Origin of the sequence: Streptomyces xanthii (assembly GCF_014621695.1) — a bacterium.
In the GTDB taxonomy this organism is placed as follows: Bacteria; Actinomycetota; Actinomycetes; order Streptomycetales; family Streptomycetaceae; genus Streptomyces; species Streptomyces xanthii.
The window spans coordinates 300,715-316,175 of sequence record NZ_CP061282.1 but is presented as its reverse complement, the minus strand read 5'-3'; the positions used below and the strand labels follow the sequence as shown (position 1 = coordinate 316,175).

Below are 15,461 nucleotides of genomic sequence, written 5' to 3'. Positions count from 1 at the left end.
CCATGATCGGGCCCCGGCGGTCGGCTCACCGGAAGCCGTCGGGTCATAGGCTGCGCAGGCTCGGGAAAAGGCGCAGGGGACCTAAAGCGTTGTCATCTTGGAATACGGGCTCAGGATCCGCCTCTGCTCCGAACCGAAGTCCACGAGCGCCGCGACACCCTCTTCCATGGCCACCACCCGGCCGAGCCCGTACACGTCATGGGTGACCTGGTCCCCTACGGCGAAGTGCTTGAGAGCCGGTGCGACCGGGGCTTTGAAGGGGCTGGTGGGCAGGTGACGCTTGGGTACCGAGGGTTTAGTCATGGCTCAGTATGCGCCCAAACGGAGGCCCTTCCCGCCGCCCCTGTCGGCCTCGGACACAAAAGGGCAGGTCACAGTGCGTTCCGTGAGCAGGCGATGGCTTCCGGCCTGTCGAAATCGGCCATCGGTGCATGGGATGCTGCTCGTCGGCTCGCGACGGCGTCGTCCGGCGTCCGCTCGCGGCCCGTCCCCGATCAGTTTCTGCCTAGGTGAGCACCACGTATGAGAGAAAAAGTGAGATTCCCCAGTGTCGTCGGCCCCGAGCTGGCCGGGGTGATCGATCTGCCGGAGGGGAAGGTCCGGGGGTGGGGGCTCTTCGCGCACGGGTTCACCCTCGGCAAGGACTCGCCGGCCGCCTCACGCGTGTGCAAGCAGCTGGCCCGCGAGGGCATCGGCATGCTGCGCTTCGACAACCTCGGCATCGGTGACTCCGACGGCGACTGGGGCGACGGGTCCTTCACCGTCAAGGTGCAGGACACGGTGCGCGCCGCGGCCTTCATGGCCGAGCGCGGGACGCCCGTGGATCTGCTCGTCGGGCACTCGTGGGGCGGCGCCGCCGCGATCGCGGCCGCCGGAGAGGTGCCCGGGCTGCGCGCGCTGGCCACGATCGCCGCGCCCGTCGACCCCAGCCACGTCGAGCGGCAGTACGACTCGGTCCTGGACCGCGTGCTCAGCGACGGCTCGCACGGATGGTTCGTCGGCGGGCGGACCCTCGTCCTCAAGCGCGCCTTCGTCGAGGACGTCCGCAAGGCCCACCTGCGCGACAGGATCGGCGAGCTGAACCTCCCGTTCCTCGTCGCGCACTCCCCCACCGACTCCACCGTCGGCATCGACAACGCCGCCGAGATCTTCCAGGAGGCCCGGCACCCGCGCAGCTTCATCTCCCTCGAAGGCGCCGACCACCTGCTGACCGCGCGCGGCCAGGCGCAGCGCGCCGCGCACATCATCAGTGCCTGGGCCGACCAGTACCTCGACGAGGCCCGGCCCTGAGCGGCGGCTGAGGGCCGGGCAGGCAGGTTCGACCGCTCGACGAGCCTGCCGGTCCGGTAGGCGTTACCTTGAAGTGAAGGGCTCGGTGCCGCATCCCCCGTCGGCGCCGGGCCCTTCACTCGTGTCGCGGTGAGGGCTGCGGCTACCTGCCGGCGACCGGCACCCTGTCCGCCTTGGCGCTCGGCGACCGGCTCACGCTCCGCGCCCCGATCACGCCCATCAGGAGCAGCGCCCCGCTGACACCCGGCACCAGTACGGAGAAGGTGATCGGCTGGGCGGATGTCGACGCGCCGACGAGGTTTTCGGGGTCGCGCACGATGTCGTAGCGGTCGCCGGGGCGGGTGTCGCGGCCGCACCGGTCGCTGTCTCGGAGCCAGAGGACGCGCCCTTGCGTCGTCTCGGCCTTGCAGTCGTAGTCGACGCCGCCGGTCCGCGGTACGTCCTGTTGTCTCACCTCGGTGACCGTCGCCCGTATGTGTTCCCCTCGCCAGTCGAGGACCGCGCTGCGGAAGCCGTTCGGGACCATGAGGGCCAGCAGGATCCAGAGCAGTCCCAGCCCCACCATGCGCTTCTCCGACGGCATGCCGAGGATCAGGAGGAGCACCAGGGATGCCAGTACGAGGGCTGCGTAACCGGTCATCGAGACCTGGGGTGCGTCGTGCAGGAGGGCGGCCAGGACGCCGGCGGCCGTGATCATGACGCCGCCCGCGAGAGCCAGCAGTGCCCCGGTGAGGCGTGGCCGGGGCGGGGTCCAGGAGATTCGCCGGGTCAGAATCCTTTCCAGGCGCCGCCCCCATGCCGTCGCCCGCCGCTTCACCCTCGACTGCGCCACTCCTGCCGCCCCCTCGCTCGTTCCCCTCAACTCGCATACCCGGCGGGGGGTGTTCAGCACTCTTGATCATCCCGTCCCCTCTTCTCATACCCCCGCTGGGTAGGGTCGTGCTCGCGATCACTGAGGACTAGGGGGCACGGTGACCACGGAGTTCGGCGCGCTCGACGGCGAGGCGACCATGGCGCTCTACCGCGAGCTGCGGGGGCGGGCGCGGGGCGCGGGAGGTTTCCGGGAGGCGGTCGAGGCGGCCGGGCTGGAGGGTCCGGAGGCGAAGGCGCACCGGGAGGAGCTGGTGCGGCTGGGGCTGATCGACGACGCGGGCGAAGACGCTGTCGTGCCGGTGCGGCCGGAGGTGGCGTTGCGGCGGCTGCTGGCCCGGGAGCGGCAGGCGATGCTGGCGAGGGAGCGGGAGGCGGCGTCGGCGTACGCGGCCCTCGGCGAGCTCGCGGAGCGGTATCTCCGCGAGGGGGAGTCCGGCGGGGCGGGGTCGCCGGTCGAGATCGAGGTGATCACCGGGCGGCCGGGCATCGACCAGATTCTGCTGGAGATCGCCGAGTCGGGGCAGAACGACGAGTCGTCCATGCACCCGGTGGCGTTCCAGCAGAAGCACCTGGACGAGTCCTTGGAGCGGGACAGGATCTCGCTGGACCGAGGAGTCCGGCGGCGGACGCTCTACAGCCGCCGGCTGCTCGGACTGCCTTATCTCGTGCAGCACTTCGACGACCAGGTGAGGATCGGGGTCGAGGTGCGTACCGCGCCCGCCGTCCCGCTCACCATGATGATCATGGATGCGCGGCTCGCCCTGCTCCCGCTGGACCTCGACCGGCCCCGCGACGGCCTGATCGTCGCCCGGGGATCGGCCCTGGTCCGCTCGTACGCGGCGCTGTTCGAATACTGCTGGATGACGGCCACCCCGTACACCGGCGCGGCCGCCGAACCCGATCGGGGCGGGGCGGACGCCCTCACCGAGCAGCAGGTCCTAGCGCTGCGGATGCTGGCGGGTGGTGCGAAGGACGAGCGGATCGCGCGGGCGCTCGGGGTGTCGCTGCGGACCGTGAGCCGGCTGCTGTCGGAGCTGATGCAGCAGCTGGGGGCGTCCAGCCGGTTCGAGGCGGGCGTGCGGGCCGCCCGCCTCGGGCTGCTGGACTGAGCCACGGCTCAGAGACCGGGCATCGGGCCCGCCGGGGGCTGAGCGCGGCTCAGGGTCCGGACGGCGGGTCCGTCAGCGGGGTGAACGCGGCTCACAGCCCGAACAGCGGTCCAGTCGGCGGCTGAGCGCCGCTCAGAGGCCGAACAGCGGACCCGTCGGGGGTTCCAGGCGGGCGCCCGGGGTTGGCGGGCACAGGGCCGCGGCGTCGATCGGCCTCGGCACCGGCACCCCGAGCGCGGTCGCCAGCCGGGCCGCGCCGTGCGGCATCACCGGCCACGCCCACGCCGACAGCGCGCCGGCCACCGCGAGGTGAGCAGCGAGCACGGGTGCTGCCTCCCAGGTGTTCGCACGGCCGAACTCCACTGCCTGGTCGACCACTTCGTCGAGCAAGGTCACCGCCTGCGCGGCCGCGAAATGGTCCGGGCCCAGGGCCGTGCGCAGTGCGGGGGCGATCCGCCGCAGCCGCTCGGTGAGCGCCTCCCACCCGACGCCGCCCGGCGCCGCATCGGGCACCAGTCCGCCGTGTTCGCTGCGCGCGGCCGCGAACACGCTCCCCAGCCAGCCGTTCCACCGCCCGACGAGGTGCCGCCGCCCCTGTGCCAGCTCCCGCTGCCGGTGTTCCACGGGAGCGCCGTCGGGCCGCCGGAGCAGCACGTGTCGTCGCAGGGCGTCCGAGCCGACCGCCGTCAGCGCGTCGAGCGCCCACAGCGGCGCGGCCGTGACGTAGGGGTCGTTGATGTGGAAGCGCGCGGGCTGCGGGAGGCCGGCGATGCGCAGGAGCGCGGGTACGAGGGCCAGGTGGACGGCGGTGTCGTGGCGGCGCAGGAAGTGGACGGCCTCGTACGGTCCGTCCTCGGCGATGGTCTCGGCGGCCACCAGGTGGGCGAGTGCCGCCGCGAACTGCGGGTCCACGCGCTGCCCCGCGAAACCGTCCACGGGTACGGCCGGGCCGCGGCCGGCGGGGGAGGTCGCGGGCAGGGCGTGGGCCCAGGGCGCCCGCAGCACCTCGTGGTGCGGCTCCAGAGGGAAGAACAGCCGGCGCAGGGCACGGGGGCGAGTGGGTCCGCCGCACCGTGCGCAGTGCGGATCGGCCAGTTCCTCGGGGTCGTTGGGACGCAGGCACGCCGCGCAGGGACCGCCCCCGCACGGCGCGCCGCATCCCGGGCACTCCCCCACGACGAGCCGCCCCACCCCCCACAGCTCGCAGGACGCGCAGTACGGATGCCGCCCCTCCCGGGCCGTGAGCAGTCCGGCCGCGTACAGCCGCCGGAACCAGGCCGCCACCCTGGCCCGATGGCCCGCGTCGTGGCCGACGCGCACCACGCCGTCGAGGGTGATCTGCGCGTGCGCCCAGTCGGCGGCGATGGTCTCGCCGAAGGACTCCGCGACCTCGGCGGGTTCGCGGCCGGAGCGCAGGGCCCGTGCGAGGACGCCCGGGTGGTACTCGTCGATGGCGGACGTGAACACCACGGGTTCCCCGTCGGCGCGCATCCGCCGGGCCAGCGCGTCGGCCGCGACGTACGGGCCGGCGAGCTCACCGATGTCCAGCTCGCCGTCCGCGGCGGCCGCGGCGGCGACCACCCACGTCGTGGGCGTCGGGGTGAGGGAGAGGCAGGGGCGGGGGCGGGTGGGCCCCACGACGGGGGCGGCGGTGACAACCGCGGTCACGACACGACTCCTTGCTACGCGGACAACCGGTGGGTGCCTCCCCCGGACGGGCCCTCCGGAGGAGACGGAGGAACGCTCCGCCTGTCCCCCACCCTGCGCCGGACGTGGGCCGGAACGCGAGTGATCACGGTTGCGTGCCCGCGCCATGGCGTGGATGCGCCACGCTCCGGACACCGCCGTCACGGATCTGGAGGGTGCCGCTCCCCGGGTACCTCGGCCGTACGGCAGAGGTACTCTGCGGCGGTGAGCGAAGTGTTGGACGAGGGGCCGTTCTTCCACGGTACGAAGGCCGATCTGCGGGTCGGGGACCAGCTCACGGCTGGTTTCCGCTCCAACTACCGGCCGGAAGTCGTGATGAATCACATCTACTTCACCGCGCTGCGGGACGGCGCGGGGCTGGCGGCCGAACTCGCCGCGGGCGACGGGGATCCGCGTGTGTATCTCGTGGAGCCGACCGGGGAGTTCGAGAACGACCCGAACGTCACCGACAAGAAGTTCCCCGGCAATCCCACCCGTTCCTATCGCAGCCGGGAGCCGCTCCGGATCGTCGGCGAGGTCACCGACTGGACCCGGCTGACGCCCGAAGCGCTCCGGATGTGGCGGGACCGGCTGGCGGCCATCCGTGTGGACGCCCGCGCGGAGATCATCAACTGAGCGGGCCGCTCGTGCCCGCCGGGGGGTGAACCGACGGGGTCGGTTACAGGCGCCAGGTGCGGATGCGGTCGGCGGCCGTGAAGACGTCGGTCCTGCCGGTGAGGATCTCGGCGGCGAGGTCGACGAGTTCGCCGTAGGGGGCGTCGATGCCTTCGCCGCTCGCGTGCATGTAGGCGATCGTCACCGCGCAGGCGAAGCGGACGTTGTGCGCGGGCAGCGGCTTGAGGAGCAGGAAGGTGTGGAGGAGGGCGGCGGCGCGCCAGGAGGCGTCGGAGTCGGTGCCGGCGCGGGGCGGGTCGACGCGGTGGCGGGCGACGGCGGCCATGAGGGCGGAGAAGTCACTGACGGTGGGGTGCTCGGGCATGGCGGTCTCCTGCTGTTGCAGGAGCCAGCGCATGTCGACGTGGAGGACGGGGGGCATGGGTCAGGCGGCCCGCCCCGTCGTGCGGGTGGCCGGTCCGTCGTCGAGGCCCGCGGCCTTGATGGCGTCGGCGAGGGCCGGGTCGTGGAAGGTGCGGGCGAAGATTTCGGCGCCTTCCTTCAGGGCCCGGTGTCGGGCGATCTGGTCGGCGGTGGAGGCGCGTACGAGGGCTTTGAGGGTGACCCCTTGTTCGCGTGCCAGTTCGCGGAGCTCGTCGAGCTCTTCTTCGCTGAATTCCACATTCAAGGCGGGCATGGTTTCAGGGTAGCGGCCGGGTACCTTGTCTTCAATCGTTGCAGTTCAGAGCATGTCATGTGAGGTACCTGGCGACAGTGGAGGGTGGTAGGGGTCATGATCGGGGGGACGGGGAGCGGTTCGAGGGCTGGGGGAACGGGATGCTGACCGGGATCGTGATCGACGCTGTCGATGTCGTGGGGATGGAGCGTTTCTGGCGGGGTGCGACGCAGGGGCGGACGGACGGTCTGCGGCTGCGGTGCGTGCCGACCGGGCAGCCGACGGGGGCGTACAAGAACCGGCTCCACCTCGACCTGGCGGGTGGGCCGGACTGGAAGGCGGAGGTGGAGCGGTTGCTGGCTCTGGGGGCGTCGCGGGTCGACATCGGTCAGGGGGACGTGCCGTGGGACGTGCTGGCCGATCCGGAGGGCAATGAGTTCTGTGTGCTGCGGCCTGGCCACCCGGGGGTGCTCGCCGATTCCGGTCTCGTCGCGATCTGCCTCGATGTCACCGACGAGGAGCGCGACGCTCAGTCGGTCTTCTGGCAGGCGCAGGCCGGGTGGCAGTCGGTCGAGTCGCACGACTGGGGCGTCCGGTTGCGCCGGACGCCCACGAGCACGGTCTCGTTGGTGATGGGGCCGCCGGCTGCGGAGAAGGCTGTGCGGAACCGGGTGCGGCTGGAGGTCAGCCGCCCCGGCGGTGAGGCGGGCGAGTTCGTCGATGCCGGTGGGAACGAGTTCCAGGTCTCGGGCTGACGCCTGGCCCCTGAGTCGTGCAACGTCCCCGCCCGTTCCTACTCGGTCGTGTGCGTCGGGTAGACCTGGACGTCGGTGTAGGCGCCCTTGATGTCACCGGCGTTCGCGGGCCAGTTCAGGTTGACCGTGTGGGTCTCGTTCGGGGGTGTGACGAGGATGTGGGTGGGGGACGCGAGGCTGTTGCCGGTGTTGTCGATGGTGTAGGCGAGGTTGAAGACGGCGGCGTCGCCGGGCTTGAGGACGGTGACGCGGGGCTGGGCGTTGCCGCGTTCGATGGGGCTGGTGGTGTGGTCGGCGTCCTTGATGTCGACGCCGGCGAAGCCGGTGGCGGAGCAGGTGGTCGAACCGCGGTTGACCATGGTGATGTCGATGCGGCCCTCGGTCTGGTCGGGGGCGGCGTCCGCGGCGTCGATGGCGAGGTCCTCGGTCTTGCAGATCGGGGTCTTGCGGGTGCCGGTGCCGGAGTTCGCCGTGCCGTTCCCGGTGTTGGAGGACGTGTCGTCGTCGGCGTCGGTCTTTGGGTTGCTGGCCTGTGCGCCGCCCGTGGAAGTGGTGTCGTCCGCGGGCTTGGCGTCGTCGTTCGTGGAGGAGTGTCCGGAGGAGGACGAGCCCTTCCTGGAAGAGGAGCCGTGGCCGGATCCGTCGCTGTTGCAGGCGGTGAGCGAGAGGGTGGCGGCGACGGTGATGGCGGCGAGTGCGGTGACGCGGGTGTGCTTCACGGTGTTTCCCCCGGTGGACGGCGCTGTGCTGTGGTCGGAAGTATTTGTATCTCGCACCGAGTCACAGGCGGTGTCCCGCGCCGTCTTCGTTCTGTCACAGGGGTGTTGGTCCCTCTTCCGGCCTCATCAGGGGGTGGGGACGGCTTCCGGTTCCGTGGTGGTGCGCTGCGGGGCCGGGGCGGTTTCGTCCGCGGGCTTGGACCGGGCGAGCCAGAGGCCGGTGAGGACGGCGGTGGCCAGGGTGACGGCGCCGGCGGCGAGGAAGGCGCTGTTGAGGCCGGCTTCGAAGGAGGCGCCGCCGGACTGGCGGGTGCGGACGACGGCTCCGAGGAGCGCGACGCCGAGGACGGCGCCGATCTGGCGGGTGGTGCTGCTGATGCCGGAGGCGAGGCCGCCTTCTTGCGGGCTGACGGCCTGGACGGCGGCTCCGGTCAGCGGGGAGAGGGTGAGGGCGAAGCCGGTGCCGACGATGGCGAGGCGCCACCAGACGTTGGTGTAGGCGGTGTCGGCGTGGACGGTGCCGAGGGCGAGGAGTCCGAGTCCGGCGAGGGTCATGCCGGTGGTGACGACGACGCGGAAGCCGTAGCGGGCGGCGAGGCGGCCGGCGTAGGGGCTGACGACGACCATGGCGAGGGAGACCGGGAGGGTCTGGAGGCCGGCGCGCAGGATGGAGCTGCCCTGGACGTGGACGAAGAACTGGGAGAAGAAGAACGACGAGCCCATGAGTGCGAAGCCGACGACGACCATGGCGGTGTTGGAGACGGTGAACAGGCGCTGGCGGAACAGGCGCAGCGGCAGCATGGGGTTCGCGCGGCGTGCTTCGACGGCGATGAAGGCGGCGAGGAGGACTGCTGCTGCGGCGAAGCCGGCGAGGATGAGCGGTGAGGTCCAGCCGCGGGCGCCGCCTTCGATGAGTGCGTAGGTGAGGACGCCGACGCCGAGGACGGAGAGGGCGGTTCCGGGGACGTCGATGGCGGGGGCGTGGGGGTTGCGGGTCTCTTGGAGGGTGCGCAGGCCCATCAGGAGGAGGATCGCGCCGATGGGGAGGTTGACGAGGAAGATGGCGGGCCAGCCGAAGGCTTCGGTGAGGACGCCGCCGGCGACGGGGCCTGCGGCGAGGCCGATGCCGCTGAGTCCGGCCCACAGGCCGATGGCCTTCATGCGTTCCTGCGGTACGGGGTACGCGGCGGCGAGGAGGGCGAGTGAGGCGGGGCTGAGGGCTGCGGCTCCGATGCCCTGGAGGACGCGTCCGGCGATGAGCCAGCCGAGGGAGGGCGCGAGGGCGCAGATGAGGGACGCGGCGGTGAAGACGACGACTCCGGTGAGGTAGACGCGCTTGCGGCCGAAGCGGTCGGCGAAGACGCCGCCGGAGAGCAGCAGCATGGCGACCAGGAGGACGTAGGCGTCGACGATCCACTGGAGGCCGGTCAGTGAGGTGTCGAGGCGGTGCTGCATGTCGGGGAGTGCGGCTCCGACGATGGTGTTGTCGAGCAGGACCATGAACTGGCCGAGGCAGGTCACGGTCAGGAGTACGGCTCGGTGGGGGCCGTTGTGTGTGGTCGCGGGTGTCGCAGCAGTCATATGGGTTGCTTTTCCTCTCACCCTTTAACGCAGTCAATGGCTGCGTTAGGCGACCATAAGGCGAGTCGACCCACAAACGCAAGTCCTGACTGCGTTAAGGTGGGGACATGAACGAAGGACAGCGAGCCCGCAGGCCCGGCGGGCGCAGCGCCCGCGTCGGCGCACAGGTGCACCAGGCCGTCACCGAACTCGTCAGCGAGCGCGGCTACGGCAACTTCACCGTCGGCGAGGTCGCGGCCCGCGCGGGCGTGGCCGACAGCAGCGTCTACCGCCGGTGGGGCAGCCTGGAGGCACTGCTCAGCGAGGTGGCACTCACCCGCCTCAACGCGCAGTCCCCGATGCCCGACACCGGGAGCCTGGACGGCGATCTGCGCACCTACGCGGCCGCCGTGGCGCGCGAGATCACCGGACCCGACGGGCTGGCGCTCGTACGCCTGGCCGTCGCCCTGTCGAGCGACGGACCACAGGGCCTGAAGGCCGGCGACGCCCTCTTCGCCGAACGCATGGGGCAGTTGCAGTCCATGCTCGACCGCGCCGGTGACCGCGGCGAGCAGGTGCTCGACGCACTCGACGTGCTGGACCACATCCTGGCGCCGATGTACATCCGGGTCCTGTTCGGCATGGAACTCACGCCGGAGTACGTCGACGGGCTGGTGGACCGGCTGCACCGGCCCGGCGCCTGACGCACCGGCCGGCGCCACGGCGCGCGGTCGCCCTCCCCGTCATTCCGGACGGACCGGCCGCTGCGGTGCGAGGTACGCGCGCAGGGCGACCGGTTCCTGAAAGGTGCCCAGGGCCACGTCGACACCGTCGGTGAGGAAACGTTTCTTGCGGGGGGCTCCGCGAGGTGGTTCGGCGGCAACGTCCACCCGGTCGCCGTCCCGGGCCCGGCCCATGCTCTGCATCGCCTCGGTGAACGGGCGGAGCAGATCGAGGTTGCCCGGTTCCACCGGGCCGCCCGCGGCCCCGGCGGCCACCGTCTCCGTCCTGACGATGCCGGTGAGACGGTGCTCGAACTCTCCTTTGAGGCGTTCGAGCGTGTCGAGCAGGCCGGAGAGCGTGGCGCTCTGCGGGCTCGCCGCCGCGCCCGGTCCACCGCAGGAGCAGGGTGGCCGGTGCTCGGCGGCGGTATCGAAAATCAAATGGTCATCCATGTGCACGACCACTCAACGAGCGCGACCGCTACATGGAACGCCGCACCCGGGACAAGTCACCCGGCGCGAGGGACGGTTCGGGGCGGACAAGCCGCCGCCGACCGTCTTCTCCCCTGGTTCTCAGCGGGTGCCGAGGGTCCAGCGGGGTCCGCTCGGGCTGTCCTCGATGACGAGGCCGGACTGGCCGAGCCGGTCGCGGATCGCGTCGGCGGTCGCCCAGTCCTTGCGGGCCCGCGCCGACTCCCGCTGGTCCAGCACGAGCCGCACGAGCGTGTCGACGACCCCGTGCAGATCCTCCGTCCGGTCGCCCTCCCCCGCCCACTGCGCGTCCAGCGGGTCCAGGCCCAGGACACCGAGCATCGCGCGGACCTCGGCCAGACGCGCGACGGCGGCTTCCTTGTCGTCGGCCGCCAGCGCACTGTTGCCCTGCCGCACCGCCGTGTGCACCACCGCGAGCGCGCCGGGCACGCCCAGGTCGTCGTCCATCGCCTCCGCGAACGCCGGCGGCACCTCGTCCGCCGCGGCGACCGTGCCGCCCGCCAGCTCGGTCACCCGCTGGACGAAGCCCTCGATCCGCGCGAACGCCGACTCGGCCTCGCGCAGCGCCTCCTCGCTGTACTCGATCGTCGAGCGGTAGTGCGGAGTGCCCAGGTAGTAGCGCAGCACGATCGGCCGCCAGTGCTTGACCATCTCACCGACGAGGACGGAGTTGCCCAGCGACTTCGACATCTTCTCGCCCGACATCGTGACCCACGAGTTGTGGACCCAGTACCTGGCGAACTCGTCACCGAAGGCCTTGGCCTGCGCGATCTCGTTCTCGTGGTGCGGGAAGATCAGGTCGATGCCGCCGCCGTGGATGTCGAACGCGGACCCCAGATACTTGTGGGCCATCGCCGAGCACTCCAGGTGCCAGCCCGGACGCCCCCGCCCCCACGGCGTCTCCCAGTCCGGCTCGCCCGGCTTCGTCGCCTTCCACATCGCGAAGTCCCGCGGATCCCGCTTGCCCGAGACCCCCTCGTCGGGCTGACGCAGATCGTCCAGGTCCTGGTTGGACAGCTCCAGATAACCGGGGAAGGAGCGCACGTCGAAGTAGACGCTGCCGTCGGCCTCGTAGGCGTGACCGCGCTCGATCAGACCGCGCATCATCTCGACCATCTCCGGCACGTGCCCCGTCGCACGCGGCTCGTAGGTCGGCGGGAGGCAGCCCAGCGCGTCGTACGCGTCGTTGAACGCCCGCTCGTTCTCGTAGCCGATCGACCACCACGGCCGGTTCTGCTCCGCCGCCTTACGGATGATCTTGTCGTCGATGTCCGTCACGTTCCGCACGAACGTCACGTCGTAACCGCGGTACGTGAACCAGCGGCGCATGATGTCGAAATTCAGACCGGAACGGATGTGCCCGATATGGGGTGCGGCCTGCACCGTGGCGCCACACAGGTAGATCGAGACACAGCCCGGCGTGAGCGGGGTGAAATCACGGATCTGCCGGGCGCTGGTGTCGTACAGGCGGATGGACAAGGCGTCGTCCCCTTCGGTGCGGGCAGGTGCGACACACACGACCGCTGCGGCCGCACGCTCCGTTGTAACAGGCCGCGCCGCGCGGGACCGTCCGCTTCTGGCTTGACGGGACGGCCGCAGGGTGCTTGCACCGCTCGCCCCTCGCCCCCCGCCGGGCACGGCCGGTCGTGGCCGTGCCCGGCGGACGGTCGGGGTCCCGCTCACGCGGACAGGTCGAGGTCCTTCAGGAACGCCTCGAAGGACTTGAGCCCCGGGTGGGCGGCGCGCAGGGCGGGGATGTCGGCCTGGTAGCCGTGCTCCTGGAACCACTCGAACATGAGGGCGATCTCGGGCGCGTTGGGGATGTACGGGTTCGACGCGACCATGTCCAGGGGGAGTTCCTGGAAGCGGGCCGGGGTGCCCGTGCGGGCGGCGAAGGCCTCGGCGACCTCGGCGGCGGTGAGTTCGTCGCCGGCGATCTCCAGTTTCCTCCCGAGGTACTCCCCCGGCCGGTCGAAGGCCTCGGCGGCGAACCAGCCGATGTCCTCGACCGCGATGTACTGCACGCGGGTGTCCGGCTTCAGGGCCAGCGCCACGACGCGGGTGCCGTCGACGACCTCCGGAAGGTGGTCGGCGAAGTTGTCCATGAAGAACGTCGGGCGCAGGACGGTGCTGGGGACGCCGAGTTCGTCGAGGTAGCGCTCGATGTGCCGCTTGGAGTCGAAGTGCGGTACGCCGCTGTGGCGGTCGGCGCCGCCCACCGAGCTGTAGACGACGTGTGCGACGCCGGTGTCCCGGGCGGCGCGGGCGACCGCGCGGCCCTGGCGGACCTCGCCGCCGAGGCCGGCCTTCGTCATGAAGTTCTGCACGCTGAAGACGCCGTGCACGCCGTCCATCGCGGCGCGCAGCGACGCCTCGTCGTCGAGGTCCCCCTGGACCAGCGCAGCGCCGAGGGCGGCGAGTTCGCGGGCCGCGGGGGCGTCGGGCGTACGGACGAGGGCGTGGACGGCGCGGCCCCGGGACAGCAGGGCGCGGGCGGTGGCGCCGCCCTGGGCTCCGGTGGCGCCGATGACCAGGACCGGTCCGTCGTCGTGCACGATGCTGCCTGTCTCGCTCATGCCGTCTCCTCGGCTCCTGGGGCGAACAGCGACGCGTTCGCCACGGCCCACGCACGGTAGGGGCGGGGGTCACGGCCGGTCAGCTCGCGCACCGCCGGGCTCACCTTCGACCACGGCACGTCGGGGCTGTGCAGGGCGGCCACGTTGGTCTGCGCGGCCGGGCGGTCACCGGTGATCCCGGTGAACACGTCGACGACCTCTTCCTGTGGGGCCACCGAGAACTCCAGGTCGCGGCCCAGGACGTCGCCCAGGATCCGTGCCTGCTCCTCGGAGGTGAGGACCTCGGGGCCGGTGAGCAGGTACGACCTGCCCTCGTGTCCCTCGCCGGTCAGTGCCACGACGGCCGCCGAGGCGATGTCGTACTCGTCGATCGGCGCTCCGGGGTTGTTGCCGATCCAGTCGCGGACGCGGCTCTCCTCGCGGACCGTCCTGATCCACCAGGAGGTGTTCGCGTGGAAGGGGCCCGGGCGCAGGAACGTGCAGCCCGCGCCGGACGCCTCCAGTGCCTCCTCGGCGGCGCGGTGTTCGTCCGCGATGCCGTGCGGCAGCGGATGCTCGACACCGCCCGAGGAGAGCAGGACCAGCCGGGGCAGTCCGGCCGCCTTCGCGGCGGCCGCGAAGGTGACGGCCTCCCCCGCGACGTCGCCGGACAGGATCACCAGGGCGGCTTCGACGTCCTTGAGCGCGACGGCCAGGGCGTCCGCGTCGCCGGGGCTGCCGGCCACCACCTCGACGGCATCCGGCAGATTCGCCTCGGCCGGTTTCCTGCTCAGGGCCCGTACGTCCTTGCCGAGCGCCACGAGCTGCTCGACGGCCTCACGGCCGACCTTGCCGGTCGCTCCGGTCACCAGGATCATGGCTCAGGCCCTCCAGCCCTCGGGCCGGGGCCACGGCGAGCCCAGCTGACGGTAGGTGCCCTGGTAGTCCGGCCAGTCCCGGTGGTCGCGGATCTTGCCGTCGACGAAGCGGATCAGGTGGATCTGCTCGCCGGAGAACTCGCGCCCCGTGGCCGGCATGCCGACCAGGTCGCCGACGTGGGTGCCGTACAGGACGAGGTTCGCGCGCACCCACTCGCCGTTCTCCTCCAGCGACACCTCGACGAGGCGGGCCTGCTCGGAGAAGGTCATCCGCAGCCACTTGACGGCCATCGCGAAGGAGTCCGGACCGCGCAGGTCCATGTGCTCCATGGTGGCCGGGTTGAGGTACTCGGGGTGGATGTAGTCGGCGACATCGTCCGTCTTTCCGGTGTTGTACGCGTCTATCATCCGGCGCACAGCGTCGAACTGGCTGCTCATGGGCTTCCTTCCACGGCTTTTTCCCACGGTCCGTCGGGCATCGGTTCGCATCTTCCAGGGCTCGCACGGCCGGGGGAAGGAGCGTCCAACGGGCCCCGACCGCACGTCAGCCGGTCCTCCAGCGGCCCTGCAGCGGCGCTGGGGCACGGCCTCCCACGATGGGTTCGGACAGTCGTCCGTGAAGCCCCGCAGAACCCGGGAGACGTAGTGACCACCGAGACCGCGACCGCGACGTACAAGACGAAAGTCACCGCTGCCTTCAACGGGGCCGCGGCGACCTACGACCGGCTGGACGTCGAGTTCTTCACACCGATGGGCAGCCGGCTCGTCGAACGGGCGCGGCCGCGGCCCGGCGAGCGGGTGCTCGACGTCGGCTGCGGGCTCGGTGCCACTCTGCTGCCCGCCGCCCGGCTGATCGGCGACGAGGGCAGCGCGCTCGGCATCGACATCGCCGCGGCCATGATCGAGGAGGCCGGCAAGGAGGCGGAGCGCCAGGGCATCACTAACGTCGAGGTCCGGGTCATGGACGGCGAGTACCCGGACCTGCCGGCGCGCTGCTTCGACCTGGTCCTCGGCAGCTACAGCGTCATCTTCCTGCCCGACGCCCGTGCCGCGCTGGCCCGTTACGCGGACCTGCTGGCCGACGGGGGCCGGATCGGCTTCACCAGCCCCGTGTTCACCAAGGACACCTTCCCGTTCCTTCCGCCGTTGTTCACCGACCTCATCCCGATGTCGCTGCTGGAGCACCTCCCCGAGGCCTGGCACCCGGAGAACCTGCACCGGCAGCTGCACTCCTGGCTGGAGGACCCCGCGGACCTGACGGCGGCCCTGGAGAAGGCGGGCTTCACCGACGTCGAGATCCACGACGAACCGGTCGTCCAGACCGCGCCGTCCGGCGAGGCCTGGGTCACCTGGTCGCACACACAGGGCATGCGCCTGCTGTGGCAGCACCTGCCCGAGGCGGAGGCCGCCGCGCTGCGCGAGCGCATCATCACCGCCCTGGACGCGCTGCGCGGCGAGGACGGCCGGGTCCGTTTCGAGGTCCCGGTCCGGTACGTGACCGCGCGCGTGGCCCGCTGAGGGTCCTCACCCG

General features: G+C 71.6%; 18 protein-coding genes. 6 read left to right on the top strand and 12 right to left on the bottom strand.

The window, feature by feature from the left end:
* Positions 1-81 precede the first annotated feature (81 nt).
* Positions 82-303: a hypothetical protein gene (locus IAG42_RS38265; protein WP_223206499.1), complete on the bottom strand. Its 222-nt coding sequence runs from the start codon at positions 301-303 to the stop codon at positions 82-84.
* 219 nt (positions 304-522) lie between these two features.
* Between IAG42_RS38265 and IAG42_RS36935 the strand changes: the two genes are divergently transcribed.
* Positions 523-1,290, top strand: coding sequence for an alpha/beta hydrolase family protein (locus tag IAG42_RS36935; protein WP_188341988.1), 768 nt, complete (start codon positions 523-525; stop codon positions 1,288-1,290).
* A 142-nt stretch (positions 1,291-1,432) separates the two neighbouring features.
* Here IAG42_RS36935 and IAG42_RS36930 read toward each other — a convergent pair whose 3' ends face one another.
* On the bottom strand, positions 1,433-1,987 hold the full coding sequence (locus tag IAG42_RS36930; protein ID WP_188341987.1) for a hypothetical protein: 555 nt from the start codon (positions 1,985-1,987) through the stop codon (positions 1,433-1,435).
* A 274-nt stretch (positions 1,988-2,261) separates the two neighbouring features.
* Between IAG42_RS36930 and IAG42_RS36925 the strand changes: the two genes are divergently transcribed.
* Positions 2,262-3,272, top strand: coding sequence for a helix-turn-helix transcriptional regulator (locus IAG42_RS36925; RefSeq protein WP_188341986.1), 1,011 nt, complete (start codon positions 2,262-2,264; stop codon positions 3,270-3,272).
* A gap of 132 nt (positions 3,273-3,404) precedes the next feature.
* Here the strand turns inward: IAG42_RS36925 and IAG42_RS36920 are convergent, their stop codons facing one another.
* Entirely contained in the window at positions 3,405-4,940 is a 1,536-nt protein-coding gene (locus tag IAG42_RS36920) for a class I tRNA ligase family protein (protein WP_188341985.1), read from the bottom strand.
* Between the two features lie 243 nt (positions 4,941-5,183).
* Between IAG42_RS36920 and arr the strand changes: the two genes are divergently transcribed.
* Entirely contained in the window at positions 5,184-5,594 is a 411-nt protein-coding gene (gene arr, locus IAG42_RS36915) for an NAD(+)--rifampin ADP-ribosyltransferase (RefSeq protein ID WP_188341984.1), read from the top strand.
* 43 nt (positions 5,595-5,637) lie between these two features.
* Here the strand turns inward: arr and IAG42_RS36910 are convergent, their stop codons facing one another.
* Both IAG42_RS36910 and IAG42_RS36905 read right to left on the bottom strand, forming a co-directional pair.
* Positions 5,638-6,015: a toxin Doc gene (locus IAG42_RS36910; protein ID WP_188341983.1), complete on the bottom strand. Its 378-nt coding sequence runs from the start codon at positions 6,013-6,015 to the stop codon at positions 5,638-5,640.
* A 3-nt stretch (positions 6,016-6,018) separates the two neighbouring features.
* Positions 6,019-6,270, bottom strand: a complete 252-nt coding sequence (locus IAG42_RS36905) for a hypothetical protein (protein WP_188341982.1) — start codon at positions 6,268-6,270, stop codon at positions 6,019-6,021.
* A 140-nt stretch (positions 6,271-6,410) separates the two neighbouring features.
* Between IAG42_RS36905 and IAG42_RS36900 the strand changes: the two genes are divergently transcribed.
* Positions 6,411-7,004: a VOC family protein gene (locus tag IAG42_RS36900; RefSeq protein ID WP_188341981.1), complete on the top strand. Its 594-nt coding sequence runs from the start codon at positions 6,411-6,413 to the stop codon at positions 7,002-7,004.
* Between the two features lie 38 nt (positions 7,005-7,042).
* Here IAG42_RS36900 and IAG42_RS36895 read toward each other — a convergent pair whose 3' ends face one another.
* Both IAG42_RS36895 and IAG42_RS36890 read right to left on the bottom strand, forming a co-directional pair.
* Complete coding sequence (locus IAG42_RS36895) at positions 7,043-7,723, bottom strand: DUF4232 domain-containing protein (RefSeq protein WP_188341980.1); 681 nt, start codon at positions 7,721-7,723, stop codon at positions 7,043-7,045.
* Positions 7,724-7,849: 126 nt separating this feature from the next.
* Positions 7,850-9,304: an MFS transporter gene (locus IAG42_RS36890; RefSeq protein ID WP_188341979.1), complete on the bottom strand. Its 1,455-nt coding sequence runs from the start codon at positions 9,302-9,304 to the stop codon at positions 7,850-7,852.
* 107 nt (positions 9,305-9,411) lie between these two features.
* Here IAG42_RS36890 and IAG42_RS36885 point away from each other — a divergent pair, with 107 nt between their 5' ends.
* Entirely contained in the window at positions 9,412-9,987 is a 576-nt protein-coding gene (locus IAG42_RS36885; RefSeq protein WP_188341978.1) for a TetR/AcrR family transcriptional regulator, read from the top strand.
* 39 nt (positions 9,988-10,026) lie between these two features.
* Here IAG42_RS36885 and IAG42_RS36880 read toward each other — a convergent pair whose 3' ends face one another.
* From IAG42_RS36880 to IAG42_RS36860, 5 genes are all read right to left on the bottom strand, one after another.
* Complete coding sequence (locus tag IAG42_RS36880) at positions 10,027-10,464, bottom strand: hypothetical protein (RefSeq protein ID WP_188341977.1); 438 nt, start codon at positions 10,462-10,464, stop codon at positions 10,027-10,029.
* A gap of 114 nt (positions 10,465-10,578) precedes the next feature.
* Positions 10,579-11,976, bottom strand: coding sequence for a cysteine--tRNA ligase (gene cysS / locus IAG42_RS36875; RefSeq protein WP_188341976.1), 1,398 nt, complete (start codon positions 11,974-11,976; stop codon positions 10,579-10,581).
* 200 nt (positions 11,977-12,176) lie between these two features.
* Positions 12,177-13,073 (bottom strand): NmrA/HSCARG family protein, encoded by an 897-nt coding sequence (locus IAG42_RS36870; protein ID WP_188341975.1) that lies wholly within the window; start codon positions 13,071-13,073, stop codon positions 12,177-12,179.
* A complete protein-coding gene (locus tag IAG42_RS36865) occupies positions 13,070-13,930 on the bottom strand; it encodes an SDR family oxidoreductase (RefSeq protein ID WP_188341974.1) in 861 nt (286 codons plus the stop codon). Before IAG42_RS36865 ends, IAG42_RS36870 begins: the two co-directional genes overlap by 4 nt.
* Positions 13,931-13,933: 3 nt before the next feature.
* A complete protein-coding gene (locus tag IAG42_RS36860; RefSeq protein ID WP_188341973.1) occupies positions 13,934-14,368 on the bottom strand; it encodes an ester cyclase in 435 nt (144 codons plus the stop codon).
* Positions 14,369-14,575: 207 nt separating this feature from the next.
* Here IAG42_RS36860 and IAG42_RS36855 point away from each other — a divergent pair, with 207 nt between their 5' ends.
* Positions 14,576-15,448, top strand: coding sequence for a class I SAM-dependent methyltransferase (locus tag IAG42_RS36855; RefSeq protein ID WP_188341972.1), 873 nt, complete (start codon positions 14,576-14,578; stop codon positions 15,446-15,448).
* The last annotated feature ends 13 nt before the right edge of the window (positions 15,449-15,461 follow it).

What these genes read in the sequence shown, in the direction of transcription:
- IAG42_RS38265 (WP_223206499.1), bottom strand. Translation starts at nt 303, where the DNA reads ATGACTAAACCCTCGGTACCCAAGCGTCACCTGCCCACCAGCCCCTTC.
- IAG42_RS36935 (WP_188341988.1), top strand. Translation starts at nt 523, where the DNA reads ATGAGAGAAAAAGTGAGATTCCCCAGTGTCGTCGGCCCCGAGCTGGCC.
- IAG42_RS36930 (WP_188341987.1), bottom strand. Translation starts at nt 1,987, where the DNA reads ATGATCACGGCCGCCGGCGTCCTGGCCGCCCTCCTGCACGACGCACCC.
- IAG42_RS36910 (WP_188341983.1), bottom strand. Translation starts at nt 6,015, where the DNA reads ATGCCCCCCGTCCTCCACGTCGACATGCGCTGGCTCCTGCAACAGCAG.
- IAG42_RS36905 (WP_188341982.1), bottom strand. Translation starts at nt 6,270, where the DNA reads ATGCCCGCCTTGAATGTGGAATTCAGCGAAGAAGAGCTCGACGAGCTC.
- IAG42_RS36900 (WP_188341981.1), top strand. Translation starts at nt 6,411, where the DNA reads ATGCTGACCGGGATCGTGATCGACGCTGTCGATGTCGTGGGGATGGAG.
- IAG42_RS36890 (WP_188341979.1), bottom strand. Translation starts at nt 9,304, where the DNA reads ATGACTGCTGCGACACCCGCGACCACACACAACGGCCCCCACCGAGCC.
- IAG42_RS36885 (WP_188341978.1), top strand. Translation starts at nt 9,412, where the DNA reads ATGAACGAAGGACAGCGAGCCCGCAGGCCCGGCGGGCGCAGCGCCCGC.
- IAG42_RS36870 (WP_188341975.1), bottom strand. Translation starts at nt 13,073, where the DNA reads ATGAGCGAGACAGGCAGCATCGTGCACGACGACGGACCGGTCCTGGTC.
- IAG42_RS36865 (WP_188341974.1), bottom strand. Translation starts at nt 13,930, where the DNA reads ATGATCCTGGTGACCGGAGCGACCGGCAAGGTCGGCCGTGAGGCCGTC.
- IAG42_RS36860 (WP_188341973.1), bottom strand. Translation starts at nt 14,368, where the DNA reads ATGAGCAGCCAGTTCGACGCTGTGCGCCGGATGATAGACGCGTACAAC.